Source organism: Xanthomonas sp. NCPPB 3005 (assembly GCF_041228095.2).
Taxonomy (GTDB): Bacteria; Pseudomonadota; Gammaproteobacteria; order Xanthomonadales; family Xanthomonadaceae; genus Xanthomonas_A; species Xanthomonas_A bonasiae.
On the sequence record NZ_CP166096.2, the window covers coordinates 5,012,299 to 5,035,287 of the forward strand.

Annotated in this window: 17 protein-coding genes; 12 read left to right on the plus strand and 5 right to left on the minus strand. The window is 71.5% G+C overall.

What is annotated here, in order from left to right:
• Window positions 1-137: 137 nt before the first annotated feature.
• The 5 genes from AB8810_RS21760 (at window position 138) to AB8810_RS21780 (ending at window position 8,526) form a co-directional block, all read left to right on the plus strand.
• Window positions 138-3,701 (plus strand): lamin tail domain-containing protein, encoded by a 3,564-nt coding sequence (locus tag AB8810_RS21760; RefSeq protein WP_369914859.1) that lies wholly within the window; start codon window positions 138-140, stop codon window positions 3,699-3,701.
• A gap of 885 nt (window positions 3,702-4,586) precedes the next feature.
• A complete protein-coding gene (pdhA, locus tag AB8810_RS21765; RefSeq protein ID WP_369914860.1) occupies window positions 4,587-5,675 on the plus strand; it encodes a pyruvate dehydrogenase (acetyl-transferring) E1 component subunit alpha in 1,089 nt (362 codons plus the stop codon).
• Window positions 5,668-6,747 (plus strand): alpha-ketoacid dehydrogenase subunit beta, encoded by a 1,080-nt coding sequence (locus AB8810_RS21770; RefSeq protein ID WP_369914861.1) that lies wholly within the window; start codon window positions 5,668-5,670, stop codon window positions 6,745-6,747. The genes pdhA and AB8810_RS21770 overlap by 8 nt, the downstream gene beginning before the upstream one ends.
• 1 nt (window position 6,748) lies before the next feature.
• Window positions 6,749-7,099, plus strand: a complete 351-nt coding sequence (locus AB8810_RS21775) for an SH3 domain-containing protein (protein ID WP_179569239.1) — start codon at window positions 6,749-6,751, stop codon at window positions 7,097-7,099.
• Window positions 7,096-8,526: a dihydrolipoamide acetyltransferase family protein gene (locus tag AB8810_RS21780; protein ID WP_369914863.1), complete on the plus strand. Its 1,431-nt coding sequence runs from the start codon at window positions 7,096-7,098 to the stop codon at window positions 8,524-8,526. The genes AB8810_RS21775 and AB8810_RS21780 overlap by 4 nt, the downstream gene beginning before the upstream one ends.
• Before the next feature lie 46 nt (window positions 8,527-8,572).
• Here AB8810_RS21780 and AB8810_RS21785 read toward each other — a convergent pair whose 3' ends face one another.
• A complete protein-coding gene (locus AB8810_RS21785) occupies window positions 8,573-9,265 on the minus strand; it encodes a hypothetical protein (protein ID WP_369914864.1) in 693 nt (230 codons plus the stop codon).
• 708 nt (window positions 9,266-9,973) lie between these two features.
• Between AB8810_RS21785 and AB8810_RS21790 the strand changes: the two genes are divergently transcribed.
• The 3 genes from AB8810_RS21790 to AB8810_RS21800 all read left to right on the plus strand — a co-directional run bounded on the left by AB8810_RS21790 (window position 9,974) and on the right by AB8810_RS21800 (window position 13,238).
• Window positions 9,974-11,548 (plus strand): M4 family metallopeptidase, encoded by a 1,575-nt coding sequence (locus AB8810_RS21790; RefSeq protein WP_369914865.1) that lies wholly within the window; start codon window positions 9,974-9,976, stop codon window positions 11,546-11,548.
• Window positions 11,549-11,661: 113 nt separating this feature from the next.
• Window positions 11,662-11,820 (plus strand): hypothetical protein, encoded by a 159-nt coding sequence (locus tag AB8810_RS21795; RefSeq protein ID WP_179569247.1) that lies wholly within the window; start codon window positions 11,662-11,664, stop codon window positions 11,818-11,820.
• A gap of 149 nt (window positions 11,821-11,969) precedes the next feature.
• Window positions 11,970-13,238, plus strand: coding sequence for a DEAD/DEAH box helicase (locus tag AB8810_RS21800; RefSeq protein WP_369914866.1), 1,269 nt, complete (start codon window positions 11,970-11,972; stop codon window positions 13,236-13,238).
• 260 nt (window positions 13,239-13,498) lie between these two features.
• On the opposite strand, the gene AB8810_RS21805 is transcribed toward AB8810_RS21800, so the two are convergent.
• Complete coding sequence (locus AB8810_RS21805; protein ID WP_009584587.1) at window positions 13,499-13,822, minus strand: DUF6172 family protein; 324 nt, start codon at window positions 13,820-13,822, stop codon at window positions 13,499-13,501.
• 198 nt (window positions 13,823-14,020) lie between these two features.
• On the opposite strand from AB8810_RS21805, the gene AB8810_RS21810 reads away from it, so the two are divergent.
• Entirely contained in the window at window positions 14,021-14,782 is a 762-nt protein-coding gene (locus tag AB8810_RS21810; RefSeq protein WP_206230414.1) for an SDR family NAD(P)-dependent oxidoreductase, read from the plus strand.
• 515 nt (window positions 14,783-15,297) lie between these two features.
• Here the strand turns inward: AB8810_RS21810 and AB8810_RS21815 are convergent.
• On the minus strand, window positions 15,298-15,933 hold the full coding sequence (locus tag AB8810_RS21815) for an NAD-dependent dehydratase (protein ID WP_369914867.1): 636 nt from the start codon (window positions 15,931-15,933) through the stop codon (window positions 15,298-15,300).
• A gap of 389 nt (window positions 15,934-16,322) precedes the next feature.
• Here AB8810_RS21815 and AB8810_RS21820 point away from each other — a divergent pair, with 389 nt between their 5' ends.
• Window positions 16,323-17,249, plus strand: a complete 927-nt coding sequence (locus AB8810_RS21820) for a carbohydrate kinase (RefSeq protein ID WP_369914868.1) — start codon at window positions 16,323-16,325, stop codon at window positions 17,247-17,249.
• A gap of 415 nt (window positions 17,250-17,664) precedes the next feature.
• Window positions 17,665-19,275 carry a GGDEF domain-containing protein gene (locus AB8810_RS21825; protein ID WP_206230417.1) on the plus strand — a complete coding sequence of 537 codons (1,611 nt, stop codon included), beginning with the start codon at window positions 17,665-17,667 and terminating at the stop codon, window positions 19,273-19,275.
• 75 nt (window positions 19,276-19,350) lie between these two features.
• On the opposite strand, the gene AB8810_RS21830 is transcribed toward AB8810_RS21825, so the two are convergent.
• Window positions 19,351-20,280: a DUF808 domain-containing protein gene (locus AB8810_RS21830; RefSeq protein ID WP_179569265.1), complete on the minus strand. Its 930-nt coding sequence runs from the start codon at window positions 20,278-20,280 to the stop codon at window positions 19,351-19,353.
• Window positions 20,281-20,413: 133 nt separating this feature from the next.
• On the minus strand, window positions 20,414-21,169 hold the full coding sequence (locus tag AB8810_RS21835) for a DUF808 family protein (RefSeq protein ID WP_369914869.1): 756 nt from the start codon (window positions 21,167-21,169) through the stop codon (window positions 20,414-20,416).
• Between the two features lie 149 nt (window positions 21,170-21,318).
• On the opposite strand from AB8810_RS21835, the gene AB8810_RS21840 reads away from it, so the two are divergent.
• On the plus strand, window positions 21,319-22,947 hold the full coding sequence (locus AB8810_RS21840; RefSeq protein WP_369914870.1) for a dihydroxyacetone kinase subunit DhaK: 1,629 nt from the start codon (window positions 21,319-21,321) through the stop codon (window positions 22,945-22,947).
• The last annotated feature ends 42 nt before the right edge of the window (window positions 22,948-22,989 follow it).

Consider the following 22,989-nt stretch of genomic DNA (forward strand, 5'->3'; position numbering starts at 1 on the left):
GGTACCGCAGCGACGCCTGTCACATCCCGGTCAGCGGCCGGCGCCAAACTCGGGCAGAATCGGGCCAGCGCCTTGGGGGGCGCCCGATCGTCATCCGCGGTATTCCACGTCTTCAAGGATTGGGGAGAGTCTTCGTCATGCGAACCATGCTGCTTCGTGCTGCAGTGTTGTCGTGCGCGCTCGCCTGTGCCGGAACCGGCCAGGCCCAGGTCGTCATCAGCCAGGTCTATGGCGGTGGCGGCAACAGCGGCGCCACCTACAAGAGCGATTTCATCGAACTGCACAACAACGGCAACCAGGCGGTGAGCCTGGCCGGCTGGTCGGTGCAGTACGCCTCGGCCGCCGGCAGCAGCTGGCAGGTCACCACGCTGGCCGGCAGCATCCCCGCCGGCGGCTACTACCTGGTCAAGCAGGCCGACGGCAGCGGCGGCAGCACCGCGCTGCCGACCCCGGACGCCACCGGCACCACCGCGATGAGCGGCACCGCCGGCAAGATCGCGCTGAGCAACGCAGCGACCGCGCTGAGCGGCGCCTGCCCCGCCGGCAACGTCGATTTCGTCGGCTACGGCAGCAGCGCCAGCTGCGCCGAAGGCAGCGCGCCGACCGCCGCGCCGAGCAACACCCTGGCGGTGCTGCGCGGCAACGGCGGCTGCAGCGACAGCGACAACAACAACGCCGACTTCGCCACCGGCGCGCCGGCCCCGCGCAACAGCGCCGCGGCCGCCAACCTGTGCGGCGGCGGCAACCAGCCGGTGGCCAGCGTGGCCAACGTCAGCCGCGGCGAAGGCGACAGCGGCAGCACCGCGTTCGTGTTCACCATCGCCCTGAGCCAACCGGCCGGCAGCGGCGGGGTCGGCTTCAGCGTCGCCACCCGCGATGGCAGCGCCAGCGCCGGCAGCGACTACCAGGCCGTGGCCGCGACCACCGTGACCATTCCCGCCGGCGAAAGCAGTGCGCAGGTCAGCGTGCTGGTCAACGGCGACACCGCCAACGAACCCGACGAGACCTTCTACCTCGACATCACCGGCATCAGCGGCGCCCTGCCGGCCACGCTGACCGCCAGCGGGGTGATCCTCAACGACGACTTCAACCTGGTGCCGATCCACAGCATCCAGGGCAGCGGCGCGCGGTCGCCGCTGGTCGGGCAGGTGGTCGCCACCAGCGGCATCGTCACCGCGCGGCGCAGCGCCGGCTTCTTCCTGCAGGCGCCGGACGACCAGGCCGATGCCGATCCGCAGACCTCCGAAGGCATCTACGTCTACACCGGCAGCGCGCCGCCGGCCGAGGCCGCGGTGGGCAATGCGGTGCGGGTGCAGGCCACCGTGCTCGAATACGTGCCGAGCGCCGATCCGACCCAGCCGCCGCTGACCGAGTTGGGAACACCGACCGTGCTGCTGCAGTCCACCGGCAACCCGCTGCCGGCCGCAGTGACGCTGACCACCAGCTTCCCCGACCCGAACGGCGCCTACGACCAGCTCGAGCGCCTGGAAGGCATGCGCGTGACCGTGCCCAGCCTGACCGTCAACGCGCCCACCGGCGGCAGCGTCAACGAGACCAACGCCACCGCCAGCAGCAACGGCGTGTTCCATGCCGTGGTCACCGGCCTGCCGCGCGCCTGGCGCACGGCCGGCGTGCAGCAGCCCGACCCGCTGCCGGCCGGTTCCCCGGCCGACGTGCCGCGCTGGAACACCAACCCGCAGGTGATCGCTGTGGGCAGCGCCGGCCTTGGCGGCGAGCGCATCGACGTGGCCGGCGGCTGCGTGGTGCTCGGCGTCAGCGGCCCGCTGGACTACAGCTTCCGCCGCTACACGATCTATCCGGAAACCGCGCCCACCGTGCAATGCAACGGCGCCGACCAGCCCAAGCCGGCTCCGGCGCCGCAGGCGGACGATGTCAACGTCGCCACCTACAACATGGAGCGCTTCTTCGACGACCAGAACGACCCGGCGATCGGCGAACCGGTGCTGACCGCAGCCGCCTACCAGGCGCGGCTCAACAAGGCCTCGCTGGCGATCCGCAACTACCTCAACACGCCCGACATCCTGGGCACGGTGGAAGTGGAAAGCCTGAGCGTGCTGCAGACCCTGGCCACACGCATCAACACCGACGCGGTCGCCGCCGGCCAGCCCGATCCGCAGTACGTGGCGTACCTGCAGGAAGGCAACGATGTCGGCGGCATCGACGTCGGCTTCCTGGTCAAGACCGCGGCGGTCGGCGCCGGCATCGCCCGCGTCGAAGTGCTCTCGGTCAGCCAGGAAGGCAAGGCCACCACCTGGACCGAGCCGGCCGGCGGCACCAGCCTGCTCAACGACCGCCCGCCGCTGCTGCTGAAGGCGATCGTGCATTTCGCCGACGGCCGCACCCTGCCGCTGACCGTGGTCGAGGTGCACCAGCGCTCGCTCAACGGCGCCGAGACCGACGACGCCAGCGGCCTGCGCATCCGCGCCAAGCGCCAGGCGCAGGCGGTGTTCCTGGCCAACCTGCTGCAGGCGCGGCAAGTGGCCGATCCCGGCGAACAGCTGCTGGTGATGGGCGACTTCAACGCCTTCGAGTTCAACGACGGCTACGTCGATGCGATGGGCACGGTGACCGGCCTGCCGTCGGCCGACGCGCAGACCGTGGTCGACGGCGACGGCGCCGACCTGGTCACGCCGGACCTGTACAACCTGACCCTGCTGTCGACCCCGGACCAGAGCTACTCCTACGCCTACGACGGCAACGTGCAGTCGCTGGACCACATCCTGGCCAACCGCGCGCTGATGAACTCGGCGCAGGTGGCGACGCTGAGCGAAGGCCACGCGCGGCTCAACGCCGACTTCCCGGCCACCGCGCGCAACGACGCCAACTCGCCGGCACGGCTGTCCGACCACGATCCGGCGGTGGTGCTGCTCAAGCTCAAGCCGCTGCAGCGCGCCGACCTGAGCGTGACCGCCAACGCCGCCAATGCCGCGGTCTATGCCGGCGACACCATCCGCTACAGCGTCGAGGTCGGCAACGCCGGCCCGGATGCGGCCCGCTTCGCCGCGGTCGCCTTCGCCCTGGACGCGGCGGTGACGCCGACCGTGACCGCCGCCCCGGGCTGGGACTGCGCCGCGCCGGAGGTGGCCGCGCAGACCGTGGTGACCTGCACCACGACGCAGCTCGCCGCCGGCGCCACGCCGCACTTCGACGTGGCGGTGCCGGCCACGGCCGACCTGGTCGGCCGTTCGCTGACCCTGGCCGCGTCGGTCGCCTCGCAGACCGAGGATCCGAACGGCGGCAACAACGGCGCCAGCGCCGCGGTGGCCGTGCAGGCTGCGCCCGCCGGCAACCTGGCGGTGCGCATCGACGGCCCGGCGACGCTGCCGTTGATCGCGTTCAGCGCCAACTACCGCATCGCCCTGGTCAACCATGGCAATGCGCCGGTCAAGCGCGCCAGCCTGACCGTCAGCGGCAACACGCTGTCGGTGCTGTCGCTGCTGGTGCCGCCGCGCGGCTGGCAATGCGTGCGCCAGGCCCACGGCCTGCGCAGTGCGCAGTACCAGTGCAGCACCCGCGCCGACCTGGAGCCGGGCGCGAGCACCGCGTTCACCCTGACCACGGCGACCCGCCCGCTGCCGGCCGACCGCAACATCGTGATCGAGGCGAGCGCCAGCTCCGCCTCGGCCGATGCCGACCCGTCCGACAACACGGCACGCTTCAGCACCCGCATCGGCCGCTGAGCGCAACCGCCTTCGGGCAGAACAAGGGCGCGGCCGCAAGCCGCGCCCTTTTCTTTTTGCCGTCGCTCCAGAAGCAGCAGTAGCCCTCGAACCTCCGCTGTCGAAGCCCCTCTCCCCTCGGGAGAGGGGTTGGGGTGAGGGTACGGCGCGTAGCGCCTCGCGGAGTTTCGGTGCACGAGGCTGCGCCCGTACCCTCATCCGCCCCTGCGGGGCACCTTCCCCCGAAAAGGGGGCCATGGTCCCGGTGGGAGAAGGGAACAGCCGAACCTCGCCCTCCATTCGAGTGCAGCCTTCCCTCCCGCCCCGAGCCTTTCGCTGTCGCTCTTGAGCCTTTAGATGTTGCTGTTGCCGTTAGCTGTTGCCGTTAAAACGTCCCGCCTTAAAGCGAGCCGAGCACCGCAGTGGCGAGCGGCCGAAGAGGCGCCCCTGTTTGAGCGAAGCGAGTTTGGGCGCCGTGCCGCTCGCCGCGAGGAGCGCAGGGAACCGGTGCGGCTCCATCGCACCGGCTCGTGTCGGGCGGGAGCGGTTTTGGTTACTTTTGCCAAGACAAAAGTGACTCGCGCCGACCGGCGCGAAAGCTCTTGATCTTGCTCTTGCTCAAGCCGTCGCCATTGCTTTTGCGCAGTCGCCCGAACACGACGGCAACCCACCATCACGCCAAACCCTAAACGTCCACCGATAGACATCCATCCCCACCGCGCACTCGCCCACCGCAACGCAGCAATCCCCCAAGTGAACGCCAGCAGTGCGTACAACCCACACAGCGCGCGTTTTTGCTGCAATCCAGCAAGATACCGTGCTGCGGTGCAGGACGGCTTTTGTGCACGCCTTCCTTAACATGCCGAGTCATATCATTTGAAACTTGTTGTCGAGAGTGCCGCTGTCATGACCATCGCCGCCCAGTTCGAAATCGAATACCTGCAGTACCTCGACGCGGACGGCCAACCGGCCCGCGACGCCCTCCCGGCCGATTCGGCCAACCCGCAGACCCTGCTGGCGCTGTTCAAGCAGATGCTCTACGTGCGCACCTTCGACAGCAAGGCCGTGGCCCTGCAACGCACCGGCAAGCTCGGCACCTACGCCTCGTGCCTGGGCCACGAAGCCACCCACATCGGCATCGGCGCCTCGATGCGCAGCGGCGACGTGCTGGCGCCCAGCTACCGCGAATACGGCGCCATGTTCATGCGCGGCGTGCGCCCGCGCGAGGTGCTGCTGTACTGGGGCGGCGACGAGCGCGGCAGCGACTTCCTGCGCGATTCCGACGCCGCCAGGGACTTCCCGATCTGCGTGCCGATCTCCACCCAGTGCCTGCACGCCGCCGGCGCCGCGCTGGCGTTCAAACTGCGCGGCGAAGGCCATGTCGCGGTCGCCACCTGCGGCGACGGCGGCTCCTCCAAGACCGATTTCTATGCCGCGCTCAATTCCGCCGGCGCCTACCAACTGCCGCTGATCCTGTGCGTGATCAACAACGGCTGGGCGATCTCGGTGCCGCGCGCGGCGCAGACCGGCGCGCAGACCCTGGCGCAGAAGGGTCTGGCCGGCGGCCTGCACTGCCTGCAGGTGGACGGCAACGACCTGATCGCGGTGCTGGAGGCGATGCGCCAGGCACGCGAGCGCGCGCTGAGCGGCCAGGGCGGCACGGTCATCGAATTCATGACCTACCGCCTGTCCGACCACACCACCGCCGACGACGCGCGCCGCTACCGCGACGAGGCCGAGGTCAAGCAGGCCTGGGAACGCGAGCCGCTGACCCGGCTGCGCGCCTGGCTGACCGCGCAGGGCCTGTGGAACGAGGCCGAGGAAGCGGCGTGGAAGCAGGAATGCGCGCGCCTGGTCGACATCGAGGTCGATGCCTACCTGGCCACCCCGGTGCAGCCGGTGGAAGCGATGTTCGATTACCTGTATGCCGATCCGCCGCCGGACCTGCTCGCGCAGCGCGCCGACGCCATCGCCCTGGAGCAGCGCCATGGATGAGCTCAGCCCTCGCCTTGCCGACACGGCCGCCGCGCATGCGGCCGGCACCGCCCATAGCGCGGCCACAGCGCGCGGAGACCAGTCCATGACCAGCACCCCCATCACCCTGATCGAAGCCGTCACCCAGGCCCTGGCCTGGGAACTGCAGCACGACCCGTCGGTGCTGGTGCTGGGCGAGGACGTGGGCGTCAACGGCGGCGTGTTCCGCGCCACCGCCGGCCTGCAGCAGCGCTTCGGCGCGCAGCGCGTGCTGGACACGCCGCTGGACGAAACCACCATCGCCGGCCTCACCGTCGGCCTGGCCGCGCAGGGCATGAAGCCGGTGGCCGAGGCGCAGTTCGACGGCTTCGTCTATCCGATGGTCGATCACCTGATCTGCCACGCCGCGCGCCTGCGCAACCGTACCCGCGGCCGCCTGCACTGCCCGATGGTGCTGCGCGTGCCGTGGGGCGGCGGCATCCGCGCGCCGGAGCACCACAGCGAAGCCAACGAGGCCATCTTCACCAACGTGCCGGGCCTGCGCGTGGTGCTGCCGTCCTCGCCGCAGCGCGCCTACGGCCTGCTGCTGGCGGCGATCCGCGAGCCGGATCCGGTGATCTACATGGAGCCCAAGCGCCTGTACCGCCAGTACAAGGAAGTGGTCGTCGACGACGGCGAGGCGCTGCCGCTGGACGTGTGCTTCGTGCTGCGCGAGGGCAGCGACGTGACCCTGGTCGCATGGGGCGCGCAGGTCAAGGAAGCGCTAGAAGCGGCCGACAAGCTGGCCGCCGACGGCATCAGCGCCGAGGTCATCGACGTGGCCACGCTGCGCCCGCTGGACTTCGACACCATCGCCGAATCGGTGGCGCGCACCGGCCGCTGCGTGATCGTGCAGGAAGCCCCGCGCAGCGCCGGCTTCGGCGCCGAGATCGCCGCGCGCCTGGCCGAGCAGTCGATGTACGACCTGGTCGCGCCGGTGCAGCGGGTGACCGGCTACGACACCCACATTCCCTTGTTCCGGCTGGAGATGAAATACCTGCCGAGCGTGGACAAGATCGTCGCGGCGGCCAAGCGTGCCGTCGCCGCAGGCTGACATGCAGGCGCGCCTGCTCAGCGACTACCGCGCCGCCTACCCGCACCCGATCCGCTTCGCCGCCGGCGAGCGGGTGGTGCTGGGCGTGCGCGACGAGGAATGGCCCGCCTTCGTCTGGACCACGACCGCGGCCGGCAACGCCGGCTGGGCGCCGCTGGCCTGGCTGCGCGCCACCGGCGACGGCCACGCCGAAGCGCTGCGCGACTACGACGCGCGCGAACTGGATGCCGTGCAGGGCGACACCGTGACCCTGCACTACGAATACGGCGACTGGTGGTGGGCCGAGCGCGCCGATGGCGTGCAGGGCTGGCTGCCGGCGCGCGACCTGGAACTGCTGGAAGAGACCACATGAGCCAAACCAAGAACTTCAATCTGCCCGACCTGGGCGAAGGCCTGCCGGACGCCACCATCGTCGAATGGTTCGTCAAGGAAGGCGACACCATCCAGCTCGACGAGCCGCTGGTGTCGATGGAAACCGCCAAGGCGGTGGTCGAAGTGCCCTCGCCGGTGTCGGGCAAGGTGCTGAAGCTGGCCGGTGCGCCGGGCGACATCGTCGTCACCGGCAGCATGCTGGCGCAGTTCGCGCCCGACGCCAGCATGCCGCAGCGCGCCGAAGGCCAGGACACCGGCCACCACCACGGCGGCGCCGCGCCGGCCAGTCCCGACAAGGGCGCCGGCGCCGATGCGCCGGGCGACAACGACCGCGTCATCGCCTCCGACACCGGCGGCGAACTGCGCGACGCCGACGCGACGCCAGGCGATGGCGCACGCGACGACGCCGGCACCGTGGTCGGCGCGATGCAGAGCTCCAACGCCGTGCACAGCGAGCGCACGGTCTCGGTCGGCGGCGTGCGCGCGATGCCGGCGGTGCGCGCGCTGGCGAAAAAACTGGGCGTGGACCTGGCACGGGTGCGCGCCAGCGGCGGCGACGGCGCAGTGACCCTGGCCGACGTGAAGCAGGCGGCAGCGAACGGTTCGGCCGGTGTAGGAGCGGCTTCAGCCGCGACCACACGCCCACCGCAAGCCGCCGCTGAAGCCGCTCCGACAACAGCAACAACGGCAGCAATCCCGACGTCGTCGCGCACGCCGCTGTCCGCCACCGGCAAGCCGATGCGCACGCAGCCGCCCGGCCCCGCCGCGCACGGCCAGCCCGAGCCGCTCAAGGGCGTGCGCCGCAACATGGCGCGGGTGATGGCGCAGGCGCATCGCGAGGTGGTGCTGACCACGCTCAACGACGACGCCGACGTCCACGCCTGGGCCCCGGGCAACGACATGACCGTGCGCCTGGTGCGCGCGATCGTCGCCGCCTGCCAGGCGGTGCCGGCGCTCAATGCCTGGTTCGACGGCGACGCGCTGACCCGCACCCTGCACGCGCAGGTCGACATCGGCATCGCCGTGGACACCGACGACGGCCTGTTCGTGCCGGCGCTGCGCAATGCCGACATGCTCGACGCGCGCGGCATCCGCGAAGGCGTCAACCGCCTGCGCCAGCAGGTGGAGACGCGCAGCATCGCCGCGTCCGAACTGAGCGGCTACACCATCTCGCTGTCCAACTTCGGCATGTTCGCCGGCCGCTACGCCACCCCGATCGTGGTGCCGCCGTGCGTGGCGATCGTCGCCGCCGGCCGCGCCCGCCACCAACTGGTGCCGGTGATGGGCGGCGTGGAAACGCACAAGCTGCTGCCGCTGTCGCTGAGCTTCGACCACCGCGCCTGCACCGGCGGCGAAGCGGCCCGCTTCCTGCGCGCGATGATCGACGATCTGGCCCTGCCCGGCTGAGCGAACCGCGCCGCCGCCTCGCGACGAGGCGGCGGCGCTGCCCCCATCAGTTGCGCTCGTCGAAGGCCTGGATCACCTGCAGCGCCACCTCGGCCACGCCGCGGGCCTGCTGCAACTGCACCAGCGCCGCATGCGCGGCCTCGACCGAGCCGTAGCCGATCACCGCGCTGCCGTCGATCGCCGAGGCGTAGACCAGGGTGCCGCCGGTCCTGTGCGCCAGCGCTTCGACCACTGCCGGCGTGGTCCCGAACAGCTTGAGCTTGGGCGCGACCAGCACGGTCTGCTCGGTCAGCTCGTTGATCGCCGCGGCCAGCCGTTCGTCCTGCCTGGACGGATCGCGTGGTACCGGCGCCGCGTTGCGCGCATCGCGCCCGAGCAGGATCGCGTACGGACCGATCTGCGCCACCACCCCGTCGGCGGCAGGCAGCGTGCGCCGATCGCGCAGGCCAGCGTCGGCACGCAGTCGCACCACCGCGCCAGGGATCAGCCGATAGGTGGAATGACCGAAGCTGAAACGCGCGCCGGTGGCCGCCTGCCGCAGCGCCCGGATATCCGGCGCCTGCGCCGACAGCGGCGGCGCGGCCAGCACGACCGCGGCAAACACCATCCCCAGCACGCGGCGCGCGAGGCAGCCACGCAGGCGATGGCGCGCCGCGGCGACGGACGAACGCCGCGGCCGGGACGCGCGTACCGCCGCGGCGAATGCAGCCGAGATCGGCCGCAGGAGCGAAGAGGTCATGGCGTTGCGATCCCCGGGGGAAGGAAAGACACGCGTCGGCACCAGCAACGCACCGACGAAACGCGGCCGATATATAGCAATCCGGCGTTCGCGGCGGCAATCGCCAATGGTCCCAACAGTGACTTGCCACGCATTTTGGATCGCCCATGTCTACCGATTAACTGCACTCCCACCGCGAAGGCCGTACGCCAGATTTTTACAGTACGCGAAAGTACGTAAATCAAGCTTCCGCACTGTGCGCAATTCGCCGGAAAACGGCTGATTTTTCGCACGTTTTCTTGACTTCCCCAAGGCTCGCCCCACTCCCGCCGCAGCGCTGCTTGCGCTCCTGCCGGCAGCACCTCCCATACGGACGAAAGGCAGCCCGATTATCTTCTTCAGTGCCTGTGCGCACTAACCTTTATGTGCGTTTGGCGCAGTCGCAGCCCACACCGTCGACGCCACCCGCTCCGCACGCAGCGCCATGCGTCGTAGCGCCCTGGCGCGCGTGCGCGAGTCGCACATCCAGCTTCCCATCCCAAATCGAACGCCTGAACAAACGCTGTCTACCACGGCCCGTAACCGCGTCGTTATGGTCGTTGCCAGGGGGACGGCACCGCGCCATTGGCCGCAACGCCGCCGCACTTCCGCACACAACCGCAACCACCGTGGCCGCCATGCGCAGCCGCGCCGGCACGACATTCCCTATCACTTGCGAGGAACTCGAAGATGCCCCAGTCCATCCGCCGCCACCGCCCGCTCGCGCTGCTGTCGCCGTTGCTGCTCGCCCTCGCCGCCACCTCCGCCACGGCCGCCGAGCGCGTGGACCTGCACGGCAAGGATCTCGGCACGCTCAACGTGCAGTACAAGGCCGCCACCACCAGCCTGGGCGGCGTGCCCGCCGCGGCCGCGGTGCGCCATGCCGAACTGATCGGCCTGGATGCCGAGTCCGCGCTGAGCCTGCTGAGCAGCAGCACCGACGACGACGGCACCGTGCACAGCCGCTACCAGCAGACCTTCCGCGGCGTGCCGATCTGGGGCGAACACGTCGTGGTCAGCGAGCGCAGCGACGGCAGCGTGCGCAGCCTGTTCGGACGCTCGGTGGCGGGCCTGGCCAGCGAGCTGCCGGCCACGACCACCGCGGCGACCAGCGCGTTGCTGCCGGCCAACCGCGCACTGGACGTGGCCAAGCGCGCCGCGCTCGGCGAGGCGCTGGCCGCGCGCCGCATCGAGCGCGCGCAGGCGCCGCAGATGATCTACCTGGACGACGACGACCGCGCGCACATGGCCTACGTGGTGTCGTTCTTCGCCGATGCGCCGCAGGGCGGCGCGCCGACCCGGCCGTTCGTGATCGTCGATGCGCGCAGCGGCGCGATCCTGCGGCAGTGGGACGGCCTGACCACCCGCGACGCCACCGGCCCCGGCGGCAACGCCAAGACCGGGCAGTACGAATACGGCACCAGCGGCAGCATCCATGGCTTCCTCGAGGTGGACGACAGCTGCCGCATGCAGAACAGCACGGTCAAGTCGGTGAACCTCAACGGCGGCACCTCCGGCAGCACCGCCTACCAGTTCGCCTGCCCGCGCAACACCTACAAGGCCATCAACGGCGCCTATTCGCCGATCAACGACGCGCACTACTTCGGCGGCATCATCGAGAAGATGTACCGCGCCTATGCCGGCGTGGCGCCGCTGAGCTTCCAGCTGGTGATGCGGGTGCACTACAGCACGCGCTACGAGAACGCGTTCTGGAACGGCTCGACGATGACCTTCGGCGACGGCAACACCCGCTTCTATCCGCTGGTCAGCATCGACGTCGCCGGCCACGAGGTCTCGCACGGCTTCACCGAACAGAATTCCGGCCTCACCTATTCCGGCCAGTCCGGCGGCATCAACGAGGCGTATTCGGACATCGCCGGCGAGGCGACCGAGTACTACCTCAAGGGCAGCAACGATTTCCTGGTCGGCCCGGAAATCTTCAAGTCCAACGGCGCGCTGCGCTACATGGCCAATCCGCCGCAGGACGGCTCCTCGATCGACAACGCCGCCAACTACCGCAGCGGGCTGGACGTGCACTACTCCTCCGGCGTCTACAACAAGGCGTTCTACAAGCTGGCCACCACCTCCGGCTGGAACACGCGCACCGCCTTCGAGGTGTTCGCCCGCGCCAACCGCCTGTACTGGACCCCGAGCACCAGCTTCAACAGCGGCGCCTGCGGCGTGCGCACCGCGGCCAGCGACCTGGGCCGCTCGGTGGCGGCGGTGACCGCCGCGTTCAGTGCGGTCGGCGTGACCTGCCAGTAAGCGCGGCGACCGGCACTACCCGCCGCACGGCCATCCCGGACAGGATGGCCGTGCGGCGGCGTGGCAACGCGGCATTGCAGGCACGTCCGCGCACCGCGCCATCGCGCGTGTCCATGGCGAATCGCCTGTGCATGGAGTTGCCGCGCACGACCGGTTCGGCGGCGATCAAGCACGCCGCAAGGCTTTCCATGCGTCGCCTTGCCTGCAGCGGCGGCGATCGCGACCGCTTCGCGCATGACGCCAGGGCATGCCGCAGCTGTCCGCTGCCCTGACCGAACGTCTCTCCAATGGCGGCAATCGGACATCCGCAGGCGCGTACGCCTCGCATAGGCGTGCGGCTGCGGGTAGGCTGCGCGGCTACGTCCGCCGCGGAGCACCGCGACGGCATCGGTTCCGCCGCCCTCCTTCCGGACCTCGCTGCATGCCATTCGCCACGCTGGGCCTCGCCCCCGAGCTGCTGCCCGCGTTCTCCCGCGCGCTCGACGCCGCCGGCTATACCGCGCCCACCGCGATCCAGGCACAGGCGATCGCGCCGATCCTGCGCGGCGACGACCTGCTGGCCTGCGCCGCGACCGGCTCGGGCAAGACCGCCGCGTTCGCGCTGCCGCTGCTGCAGCGCGCGGCGCTGGCGCCGGCCAGCCGCCGCGTGCGCGGCCTGGTACTGGTGCCGACCCGCGAGCTGGCCGCGCAGGTCGGCGACACCCTGCAGGCACTGGGCCGCTACCTGCCGCGGCGCGTCAAGGTGGTCACCGTCGCCGGCGGCGCCTCGATCAATCCGCAGATGCTGAAGCTGCGCGGCGGCGCCGACATCGTCGTGGCCACCCCGGGCCGGCTGCTCGACCTGGTCGCGCACAACGCCGTGGATCTGGGCGCGGTGGGCATCTTGGTGCTGGACGAAGCCGACCGCCTGCTGGCGCTGGGCTTCGAAGCCGAACTGGGCCGGATCCTGGCGTTGCTGCCGCGGCGCCGGCAGGCCCTGCTGTTCTCGGCCACCTTTCCGGCCGAAGTGGAGGTGCTGGCGCGGCGCCTGCTGCGCGGACCGCGGCGCATCGGCGAGGACGCGGCCGCCGCGGCCCCGGCGACGATCCGCCAGCGCGCGATCGAGGTCGACAGCGCGCAGCGCACCGCGCTGCTGCGGCACCTGCTGCACAGCGAGGCCTGGCCGCAGGCGCTGGTGTTCGTGGCCAGCCAGCGCGGCGCCGACAACCTGGCCGAGAAGCTCGGCAAGGCCGGCGTGCTGGCGCAGCCGTTCCATGGCGAGCTGAGCCAGGGCCGCCGCAACCAGGCGCTGGCCGGCTTCAGGAGCGGCCAGGTACAGGTCCTGGTCGCCACCGACGTGGCCGCGCGCGGCTTGGACATCGCGCAGCTGCCGGTGGTAGTCAACTACGATTTGCCGCGCGCCACTGCCGATTACACCCACCGCATCGGCCGCACCGGGCGCGCCGGCGCCGACGGCCTGGCGGTGAGCTTCGTCGACGCGGCCAGCGAAGCGCACCTGCGCCTGATCGAAAAACGCCAGCAACTGCGCGTGCCGCGCGAGCGCGTCGCCGGCTTCGAACCGACGCAGACGGCCGCGCCCGCCGCCGCGACAGCGCCGCAGACCGGCGGCATCAAGGGCAAGCGCCCGAGCAAGAAGGACAAGCTGCGCGCGGCGACCGCGCAGGGCGGCGCGCTGCCTGCGAAGGAGTGACCGCGTTCGCGGCGCTGGTCGCGGCCGGTAGCGCGAGATGCGCGCGCTATTGCGCGCAGTGGCGGTTGCGAGCGATCCGATGCATTGCGCGCGCCGATCCTGTCGGTCGCGGCTGAAGCCGCTCCTACAGAAGCTGGCCGGCGTCACTGTAGGAGCGGCTTCAGCCGCGGCACCAGCCGAACGCCCCCGCATCGATCAGCGCGACCGATGGCCCGAAGGCCACCCGCCTCCGCTCCGGCAGGGAGCGGCGCCGCCCACGCTCAATCGTCGAACGGATCGGCCACCGCGGCATCGCCCTGCGGTCGCGGCGTGCGCTTGCCCGGCTTGCTGCGGATTTCCACGTAGAACTGGGTGCCGCCCGTGGCGACCAACGCGTCGATCGAACGCAGCAGCTCGGCCGGCGGCACCACCGCGGCGCTGGCTTCCTCGGCGCCGAACAGCGTGTCGAAGTCCCAGTAGTCGGCGCCGGCCGGCAAGGTCTTGCGGCGTTCGCGGCGGATGTACTTGCGGATGTCGTGCTTGCTGGCGTCGAGCAGGCGGTCGGGGTGCTTGCCTTCGATGCGGAGCTGGTAGGTCTTCTTCACTGCGGGGAGGATCCTGAAAAGAGGGAACGCGGCGGCCGGCATGCGCGGCGCTGGCCGCGGGCCGCGGCGCGCGGGCAGGCCTGCGGCCGGCCGCCTGCATGCGCGGCGGGCCGCCATGGTGCCAGAACCCGGCCCCGCGCTGCGGATTGGCCGATAATCGGTGCCCGGCGCATGCCGGCGCCGCCGCAGGAGTTGCCGATGACCGACCCTTCCGCCTTCGCGGGCTACCGCATCCTCGTCGCCGGCGCCAGCCGCGGCATCGGCCTGGCGATCGCCGACGCCTTCGCCCGCCGGGGCGCCGCGCTGGCGATCTGCGCGCGCAATCCCGCCGGCCTGGCCGAGGCGGCCGAGCAGTTGCTGCGCCACGGCCATCCGGTGTCGCGGCTGACCTGCGACCTGGCCGATCCGGCGCAGATCCAGCGCTGGGTGGCGCACGCGGCCGACACCCTGGGCGGCATCGACGTGATGGTCAACAACGCCTCCGGCTACGGCCATGGCGACGACGACGCCAGCTGGCAGGCCGGGTTCGACATCGACCTGATGGCCGCGGTGCGCTGCAACCGCGCCGCGCTGCCGCTGCTGCGCGCCAGCCACCGCGCCTGCATCCTCAACATCAGCTCGATCAACGCGCTGCGGCCGACGCCGCGGGTGCCGGCGTACTCGGCCGCCAAGGCCGCGCTGAACTACTACACGACCACCCTGGCCGCGGAACTGGCGCGCGAACGGATCCGGGTCAACGCGATCGCGCCCGGCTCGATCGAATTCCCCGGCGGGCTGTGGGACCAGCGCCGCGCGCAGCAGCCGGAGCTGTACCGGCGCATCCGTGCCGCCATTCCGTTCGGCGACTTCGGCGCGCTCGAGGACGTCAGCAACGCCGCCCTGTTCCTGGCCTCGCCGCAGGCGCGCTGGATCACCGGGCAGGTGCTGGCGGTGGACGGCGGGCAGTCGCTGGGCGCCTGAGGGGTAAAAGCCGGGAATGGGGAATGGGGAATGGGGAATGGGGAATGGGGAATGGGGAATCGTGGAGCGGGCGCGCGATCACGCTGAGCATTGCGATCCAACCGCGCTTCGGAGTTGGCTGAACCACTGGAGGAGGGCGCTTGCCCCCCTTTCGGGATCGGCCCCGGCGCTGCCTGGAATCGGCAGGTCCACTGCTTCGTTCGCCGCCACTGATGGCCCGGGGGCGTGTCATCCACCCCCAAACAGATCGCGCCGCGCTTGCGCATGCACGAGGCAAGGAAGAGCGAGACAGCGCGGAACATGCTCCAGCCCGGGCGATGACGTAGCGCCGGGGGCGCGCAAGCGCGACGCAACCTGTTCGGGAAGCGATGACACGCACCATGGCCTATTCACGCGATCGGAATAGGCCACACGGAGTCGCTACCGCAGGGGCGTGCCACGGTTTGCCGAGTGCATTGCGGAAGGAACTCCGGGTGACCGTGGGCCGTCAGTTCCGACCGGTTCCGCAGCCACGATCATTCCGCCAGCTGCGCCGCGTCCACCACCTGCACCCCGGCGCGCGGATGCAGGGCGTGTTCGACCAGCGCGGCGGCGATGCGTTCGGCGGGGTTGATCCGGTAGCGCCGCGGCAGCAGCGGCCCAAGCATCCCGAGCACCATGGCAGCGGCGCGCTCGGCCGCGCGCGGTTGCGCGCGCTCGCCGCCGATCAGGCCCGGGCGCACCAACGCGAGCGACGGATAGCCCAGCGCCTGCAGGTCGCGCTCCAGTTCGCCCTTGACCCGGTTGTAGAACAGGCGCGAGCGCGGATCGGCGCCGAATGCCGAATTCAGCGCGAACGCGGTGGCGCCGTGCTGCCGCGCCAGCCGCGCGATCGCCAGCGGATAGGCGTGATCGACGCGGCGGAACGCCTCGCGCGAGCCGGCCTGCTTCATCGTGGTGCCGAGCGCGCAGATCGCCGCGTCGGCCCGCCACCACGGCGCCTGCGCCGGCAATTGCGCGAAATCGACCAACGGGTTGTCCAGCTTGGCGTGCGCGACATCCAGCGCGCGCCGGGTCGGCGCGACCACCGCGCTGCACTCCGGCGCGGCAAGCAACTGCGCCAGCACATGCGAACCGACCAGGCCGGTGGCACCGGCGAGCAGGATCTTCATCGGGGCGTCCTTGGAGGCTGGCGAGGGAAGCGGCGACTATCGCAGGCGCGGCGGCAAGGCGCTGTCGGCACGGCGCCTGCAGCCGGCTTACAGATCCATGAGGCGCTTCGCGGCCGTCCCCTCGCCCCAACCCCGCTCCCGGTGTGAGAGGGGCTAACGGCTGTTCCTTCTCCCATCGGGACCATGGCCCCCTTTTCGGGGGAGGTGCCCCGCAGGGGCGGATGAGGGTACGGGCGCAGCCTCGCACCCTCCGACACCAAGGCAGCGTGCGTGCACAAGCGCCCCGATCCCGCGGCGCCGCACATGGTCGCCGCGCTGCGGCTTGTACGCCACAATAGCCGCCCATCGCGCCGCGCCGGCGCCGCTGCAGCCAACCGAGGAGCCGTTCGATGTTCGTGGTGTGTGGAGAGGCCCTGTACGACATCTTCATCGACGGCTATGCCGGCACCTCGGTCGGCATGACCGCGCGCCAGGGCGGCTCGCCGTTCAACGTGGCGATCGGCCTGGCCCGGCTCGGCACGCCGTCGGCGCTGTTCACCGGCCTGTCCACCGATCCGCTCGGCCGCCAGCTGCGCAGCACCCTGGAACGCGAAGGCGTGGCGCTGCAGCACTGCATCGACAAGCGCGAGGCGACCACCCTGGTGATGGTCGCGCTGGACGCGCAGGGCGTGCCCAACTATTCGTTCTACGGCACCGGCTGCGCCGACCGCGCGCTGACCGCGGCCGACCTGCCGGCGCTCGACGCCACGGTCGGCGGCCTGCATTTCGGCTCCTACACCCTGGTCGCCGAGACCACCGCCAGCACCTTCCAGGCCCTGGCCGAGCGCGAACGCGCGCAGCGGCTGATCTCGCTGGATCCGAACGTGCGGCCGACGGTGGAACCGGACATGGCGGTGTGGCGCGCACGGCTGGCGCGCTGGATCGCGCTGGCGCACGTGGTCAAGGTGAGCCAGGAAGACATCGAGCTGCTGTATCCGCAGCAGGACCCGTTCGCGGTCGCGCGCAGCTGGCTGCAACAGGGTCCGTCGCTGGTGGTGATGACCCTGGGCGGCGACGGCGCGGTGGCCTGGCGCGGCGACGCCGAGGCGCGCGTGGCCGGCCGCTCGGTACAGGTCGCCGATACCGTCGGCGCCGGCGACAGCTTCCAGGCCGCGCTGCTGCACCAGCTGCCCGACCTGGCCGCGCTCGCCGCGCTGGACCCGTCGGCGCCGGCGCTGCAGCGCCTGCTGGACTTCTGCGTGGCCGCGGCGGCGATCAACTGCACCCGCGCCGGCGCCAACCCGCCCAGCCTGGACGAGGTCCGCGCCGCGCTCTAGGGCGCGTCTCGAACCCCGAGCAGGTCGCGTGGGGTCTGTTCGGGGCGCCAGCCCGTGCTGCACGGCGCAGCGCCCGACGGGCGGTCAGGCACCGGCCGGCACCCGACCGCCGCACCCCGCCAGGCCGCGCATGCGGCGCTACGTCGTCGCCCAGGCGTAGGCATTTCCACGCGTTCCCGCCGCCCCTGCCTCGTGCACGCGCAGGAGCGGCGCGATGTGGGATCGGCCGGCGGCGCTTGGCCGCATGCGCGGCAAGAACGCGGGCAAGTGGACATCCGCCCACGCCGGGGCGATGGTAGGGCGTCCGCCGCCGGCTCAAGCGCACGCCGCCAGCGCCGATATCCTGTTCCTGAGTGTCGTCATGGGCGCCGCGGTTGCGGCGGGGCGGTGCGTTCTATTGGGAGGAAGCATCCGCATGCCGGATCAACGCGACGAGCCACCCGTCGGCGGACTGCGCAAGCTGTTGTCGCCGCGTCGCCGTGAACCGGCGGCGCCGGCCGCCTCTGCGGTGGCGCCACGCGGACATGGCCATGCCCGTGCGCATGGTCATGGTGCCGCGCCTGCGGCGCCGGGCGAGCACGCCGATCCGGCCGCGGCCACCGCGGCGCTGATCCGCCTGTTCAACCACGCCCACCAGCCGCTGGAACTGCTGGTCGCCTTCGCCGACGGCATGGCCGGCCTGCACGGCGAACTCGGCGACATGGGCCGGCGCCTGCAATCGGCCGCCGCCAGCGGCGACTGGCCCAGCTACGGCCGCGCGCTGCGTCAGCTGATCGACAAATACATCCGCACCATCGACGTCGGCGATCCGCTGGCCGGGCCCAGCGACCCCGAACGCCTGCGCGACCTGCTGCGCCAGGCGATCGCCGGCGCGCTGGCCTCGCTGCTGCACAACCTGCCGGAACTGGCCAACGAATCGGAGGCCACCGGCGAGGCGCTGCGCCAATGGCGCCCGGGCCTGCCGCTGGAGCCGGTGGCGCAGCGCGTGCGCGAGCTGTGCCACCAGATCGCGCTGCGCGCCAGCGACAGCCAGGAGCAGCAGACGCTGTTGCTGGGCCTGTTCGACCTGCTGCTGGAAAACGTCGGCGAACTGCTCGACGACACCAGCTGGCTGCAGGGCCAGATCGCGGTGGTACGCGACATGATCAGCGGCCCGCTGGACCGCTATTCGATCGAGGAAGCGCGCGGCAGCCTGCGCGAGGTGATCTACAAGCAGGGCCTGCTGAAGCAGGGCATCGCCGAATCCAAGGAGGCGATGAAGGACATGATGGTGTCCTTCGTCGAGAACCTGGACGGCATGGCGATCAGCACAAGCGAGTTCCACGACCGCATCGCCGACTACTCGCAGACCATCCGCGACGCGCGCAGCATCGCCGACCTCAACCGCCTGCTGCAGGAAGTGCTGCAGGACACCGGTCACGTGCAGCAGCAGGCGCTGCGCGCGCGCGACCACCTGATCGCCGCGCGCCAGGAAGTGGACGCGGCCGAGCAGCGCATCCTGCGCCTGGAACAGGAGCTGCAGGACGTCAGCGGGCTGGTGCGGGTCGACCAGCTCACCGGCGCCCTCAACCGGCGCGGGCTGGACGAGCTGTTCGTGCGCGAACTGGCGCGCACCGAGCGCAGCGCGCAGCCGCTGTGCGTGGCCATGCTGGACCTGGACGATTTCCGCAAGCTCAACGAGACCTACGGCCATCCCGGCGGCGACGCCGCGCTGCGCCACGTGGTCGAGGTGGCGCGCACCACGCTGCGCGGCAGCGATGCGATCGCCCGCTACGGCGGCGAGGAATTCCTGCTGCTGATGCCCGACTGCACCATCTTCGAAGCGTCCGCGGCGGTGACCCGGGTGCAGCGCGCGCTGGCCCAGCGCGCGGTGGTGCACGAGGACCAACGCGTGTTCGTCAGCTTCAGCGCCGGGGTGGCGATGCGCCGCACCGGCGAGACCCAGGACGTGCTGGTCAAGCGCGCCGACCGCGCCCTGTACGAGGCCAAGAAGGCGGGCAAGAACCGGGTGGTTTCAGCGGATTAGCGCGCCGGCGCCGCCGGCGCGGGAATGGAGAATCGGGAATGGGGAATCGCAACAGCGCGATCCGCCGGACCGCTCTTACGATTCCCTATTCCCCTTTCCCGATTCCCGGCTTCCACGCAGCTTCTGAAACAGCACCACAGCCCCCAGCACCAGCGCGCCGGCGACGATGCCGACCAGCGCGTTGCCCAGGTTGAGCACGACGCTGCCCCAGGCGCCCTGCGGCGCGATGCCTTCGAGGGCGTGGTGCAGCGGGCCGATGCTGTGCACCAGGATGCCGCCGCCGACCAGGAACATCGCCGCGGTGCCGGCGATCGACAGCACCCGCATCAGCCACGGCGCCAACCACAGGATGCCGCGGCCGATCGCCGCGGCGGCGGCGCCCTTGCGGGTCAGGTATAGACCGAGGTCATCGAGCTTGACGATGCCGGCGACCAGGCCGTACACGCCGACCGTCATCGCCAGGGCGATCGCCACCAGCACCATGATCTGCTGGGAGAACGGCACTCCGGCGACCACGCCCAGCGACAGCACGATGATCTCCGCGGAGAGGATGAAATCGGTGCGGATCGCGCCCTTGATCTTGTCCTTTTCCAGCGCGACCACGTCCACCTTCGCGTCGGCCAGCGCCTGCAGCTGCTGCGCATGGCGCTGCGCGTCCTCGTCCTTGGAATGCAGGAAGCGGTGCGCCAGCTTCTCCACGCCCTCGAAGCACAGGAACGCGCCACCGATCATCATCAGCGGGGTGATCGCCCACGGCAGCCAGGCGCTGATCGCCAGCGCCGCCGGCACCAGGATCGCCTTGTTGAGCAGCGAACCCTTGGCCACCGCCCACACCACCGGCAACTCGCGGTCGGCGTTGACCCCGGTGACCTGCTGCGCGTTCAGCGCCAGGTCGTCGCCGAGCACGCCGGCGGTCTTCTTCGCCGCCACCTTGGTCAGGATCGACACGTCGTCGAGCAGCGAGGCGATATCGTCGAGCAGGGTGAACAGGCTGGCGCCGGCCATGTGGGGATTCCATTCGGGGGTGAGCGGGGATTCTCGCCGATTCCGCCGCGCGATGGGCCGGCGGCGGCGGATCGGCCGGCGCGGTGCGCCCCCGGTCGGTGCCGGCAAGCGCCGCGCGGCCCGCATTGCGCTACTAGATCAGGCTGTGGTTGGTGGAGGCGGATGAGCGAAACCCGTTCACCGCGCTGGTCACGAGCGCCACGCCGAGCGCGAGCGTCGCCACCAGGCCGAACCACGACAGCCCGCGCAACAGCCACGGCGCCAACGACAGCAGGACCCGGCCGGGCAACGCGACGCGACCGTGTTCCTCGCGCCCGGCCAAGTCCAGGCCCAGGCCGGCGAGCAGGACGACCCCCGCGATCGGCGCGTACATGACCACGGCGAGCAGGAACGCCGCCAGCGCGATGAAGAGCACGCGCTCGACCGGGGGAAAAAGGAACGCGGCCAGACACGCCAGGGCGATGCACTGGGTCGATACGACCAGGTCGGTGCGCACCGCGCCCTTGAGCGCGGCCGCGATCCGCGCAGCGCCGTCCTGGCCGCGTTCGGCAGCCGGACGCCGCCATGACGACGCCACCCGCTCCAGGCCTTCGTAGCATTGGTAAGCGCCACACAGCTGTATCAGCGCCATGAGCGTCCACTCGAGCACGTTGTCGTAGTTGTCTGTGAGCAACGGCGGCCACGGCAGCAGCGCGCAGAGCGCCAGCAGCGCCAGCACCAGCAGCAGCTTGCCGCGCAGCCCGCGCTGGAACACCGTGCCGAGCAACGACCAGGCGCGTGCGATCTCCGCCTCGGCCGCCAGGCGCGTGCCCACCGGCGCCTGGCGTGCCGCGTCGTCCAACAGGGACGCCATCGCGTCGAACAGGGTGAACAGGCTGCTGCGGGCCACGTGTGCTCCTGCCGGAAAGGTCGGTGCCAGCGGGAATTCTCGTCGATTCCGCGGGCCCGGTGCGTGATCGCCGCCGCCGGGCCTCAGCCGCGCATAACGCCGGCTCGGCTAGCGTACGCGGCAGACACCTGCCACCGCGAAGGACCCCCATGGACCAGTTCCTCACCGCCCCGCGCGCGATCGTCGACGACGTGCTCGACGCCGTCGCCGCGCTGCAACCGCTGCTGCGCTCGGACCCCGCCAGCGGCACCCGCATCGTGCTGCAGGCCGAGCGCGATCCCGCCCAGGTCGCGGTGCTGTCCGGCGGCGGCGCCGGTCACGAGCCGGCGCATGCCGGCTTCGTCGGCCCGGGCATGCTCAGCGGCGCCATCGCCGGCGACCTGTTCGCCTCGCCGGGGGTGGAGGCGGTGCTGGCCGCGATCCGCGCCTGCGCCGACGCGCCCGGGGTGCTGCTGGTGATCAAGAACTACACCGGCGACCGGCTCAACTTCGGGCTGGCCGCCGAGCGCGCCCGCGCCGAAGGCATCGACGTGGCCAGCGTGCTGGTGGCCGACGACATCGCCCTGCCCGATGCCGCACAGCCGCGCGGCCTCGCCGGCACGGTGCTGGTGCACAAGTACGTCGGCCACCTGGCCCGCGAAGGCGTGCCGCTGGCCGAGCTGGCCCGGCGCGGCCAGGCCTTCGCCGACCGCCTGCTATCGCTGGGCATGGCCCTGTCCAGCTGCACCGTGCCGGGCCAGCACGCCGGCCGCCGCGCGCCGGAGCTGGGCCTGGGCATCCACAACGAGCCGGGCACGCGCAAGGTGCAGCCGGCCTCGGTCGAGGAGGCGCTGGCGCTGGTGCTGGAGCCGCTGCTGGCGCAGGCCGATGCGCGCTACGGCGCCGACGCGCCGCTGCTGCTGATGCTCAACGACCTGGGCGGTTGCTCCACCCAAGAACTGGGCGTGCTGACCCGGCTGGCATTGCAGCGCATCGGTACCGAGCGGATCGCGTTGATGACGCTGCCGGCGGCGCTGATGACCTCGATGGACATGCACGGCTTCTCGATCACCCTGGCGCCGGCCGACGCCGACGTGCTCGCCGCACTGCGCGCGCCGGTGCAGACCCTGGGCTGGCCGGGCGTGCGCGTGCCGCACGCGCCCATCCAGTTCACCCCGGCCTTGTCGCGCAGCGACGCGCACCGGCACGGCGTCCGCGACCCGCACCGCGGCGCGGCCCTGGCGCGGGTCGCGCAGGCGCTGATCGGCGCGCAGGCGGAGCTGGACGCGCTCGACGCGCAGACCGGCGACGGCGATGCCGGCAGCACCTTCGCCGCCGGCGCCCGCGCCCTGCAGCAGGCGCTGGACGAGGACGCGCTGGCGACCGGCGCGGCCGCACCGTTGGCGCACGGCCTGGCGGCGGCGATCGAACGCAGCATGGGCGGTTCCAGCGGCGTGCTGCTGTCGATCCTGTTCACCACCGCCGCGACCGAACTGGAGGCCGGGCACGGCTGGGTGCCGGCGCTGCAGGCCGGCGTGGCGCGGATGCAGCACTACGGCGGCGCGCAGCGCGGCGACCGGACCATGCTCGACGCGCTGCTGCCGGCGCTGGAGGCCCTGGCGCGCGGCGGCGGCACCGACGACGCGGCGCGCGCGGCACGTGCCGGCGCCGATGCCACCGCGCAGCTGAGCCAGGCCCGCGCCGGCCGCTCGGCCGCGGTGCCGGCGGACGCGCTGCGCGGCGTGGTCGATCCAGGCGCCGAGGCGGTGGCGCGCGCCTTCGCGGCGTGGGGCCGGTGACCGCCGGGAACGTCCTCCGCCAGACGGGCGCGTAGGAGCGGT

Coding starts and splice junctions, on each gene's coding strand:
- AB8810_RS21760 (WP_369914859.1), top strand. CDS start 138: ATGCGAACCATGCTGCTTCGTGCTGCAGTGTTGTCGTGCGCGCTCGCC.
- pdhA (WP_369914860.1), top strand. CDS start 4,587: ATGACCATCGCCGCCCAGTTCGAAATCGAATACCTGCAGTACCTCGAC.
- AB8810_RS21770 (WP_369914861.1), top strand. CDS start 5,668: ATGGATGAGCTCAGCCCTCGCCTTGCCGACACGGCCGCCGCGCATGCG.
- AB8810_RS21775 (WP_179569239.1), top strand. CDS start 6,749: ATGCAGGCGCGCCTGCTCAGCGACTACCGCGCCGCCTACCCGCACCCG.
- AB8810_RS21780 (WP_369914863.1), top strand. CDS start 7,096: ATGAGCCAAACCAAGAACTTCAATCTGCCCGACCTGGGCGAAGGCCTG.
- AB8810_RS21785 (WP_369914864.1), bottom strand. CDS start 9,265: ATGACCTCTTCGCTCCTGCGGCCGATCTCGGCTGCATTCGCCGCGGCG.
- AB8810_RS21790 (WP_369914865.1), top strand. CDS start 9,974: ATGCCCCAGTCCATCCGCCGCCACCGCCCGCTCGCGCTGCTGTCGCCG.
- AB8810_RS21795 (WP_179569247.1), top strand. CDS start 11,662: ATGGCGAATCGCCTGTGCATGGAGTTGCCGCGCACGACCGGTTCGGCG.
- AB8810_RS21800 (WP_369914866.1), top strand. CDS start 11,970: ATGCCATTCGCCACGCTGGGCCTCGCCCCCGAGCTGCTGCCCGCGTTC.
- AB8810_RS21810 (WP_206230414.1), top strand. CDS start 14,021: ATGACCGACCCTTCCGCCTTCGCGGGCTACCGCATCCTCGTCGCCGGC.
- AB8810_RS21815 (WP_369914867.1), bottom strand. CDS start 15,933: ATGAAGATCCTGCTCGCCGGTGCCACCGGCCTGGTCGGTTCGCATGTG.
- AB8810_RS21820 (WP_369914868.1), top strand. CDS start 16,323: ATGTTCGTGGTGTGTGGAGAGGCCCTGTACGACATCTTCATCGACGGC.
- AB8810_RS21825 (WP_206230417.1), top strand. CDS start 17,665: ATGCCGGATCAACGCGACGAGCCACCCGTCGGCGGACTGCGCAAGCTG.
- AB8810_RS21830 (WP_179569265.1), bottom strand. CDS start 20,280: ATGGCCGGCGCCAGCCTGTTCACCCTGCTCGACGATATCGCCTCGCTG.
- AB8810_RS21840 (WP_369914870.1), top strand. CDS start 21,319: ATGGACCAGTTCCTCACCGCCCCGCGCGCGATCGTCGACGACGTGCTC.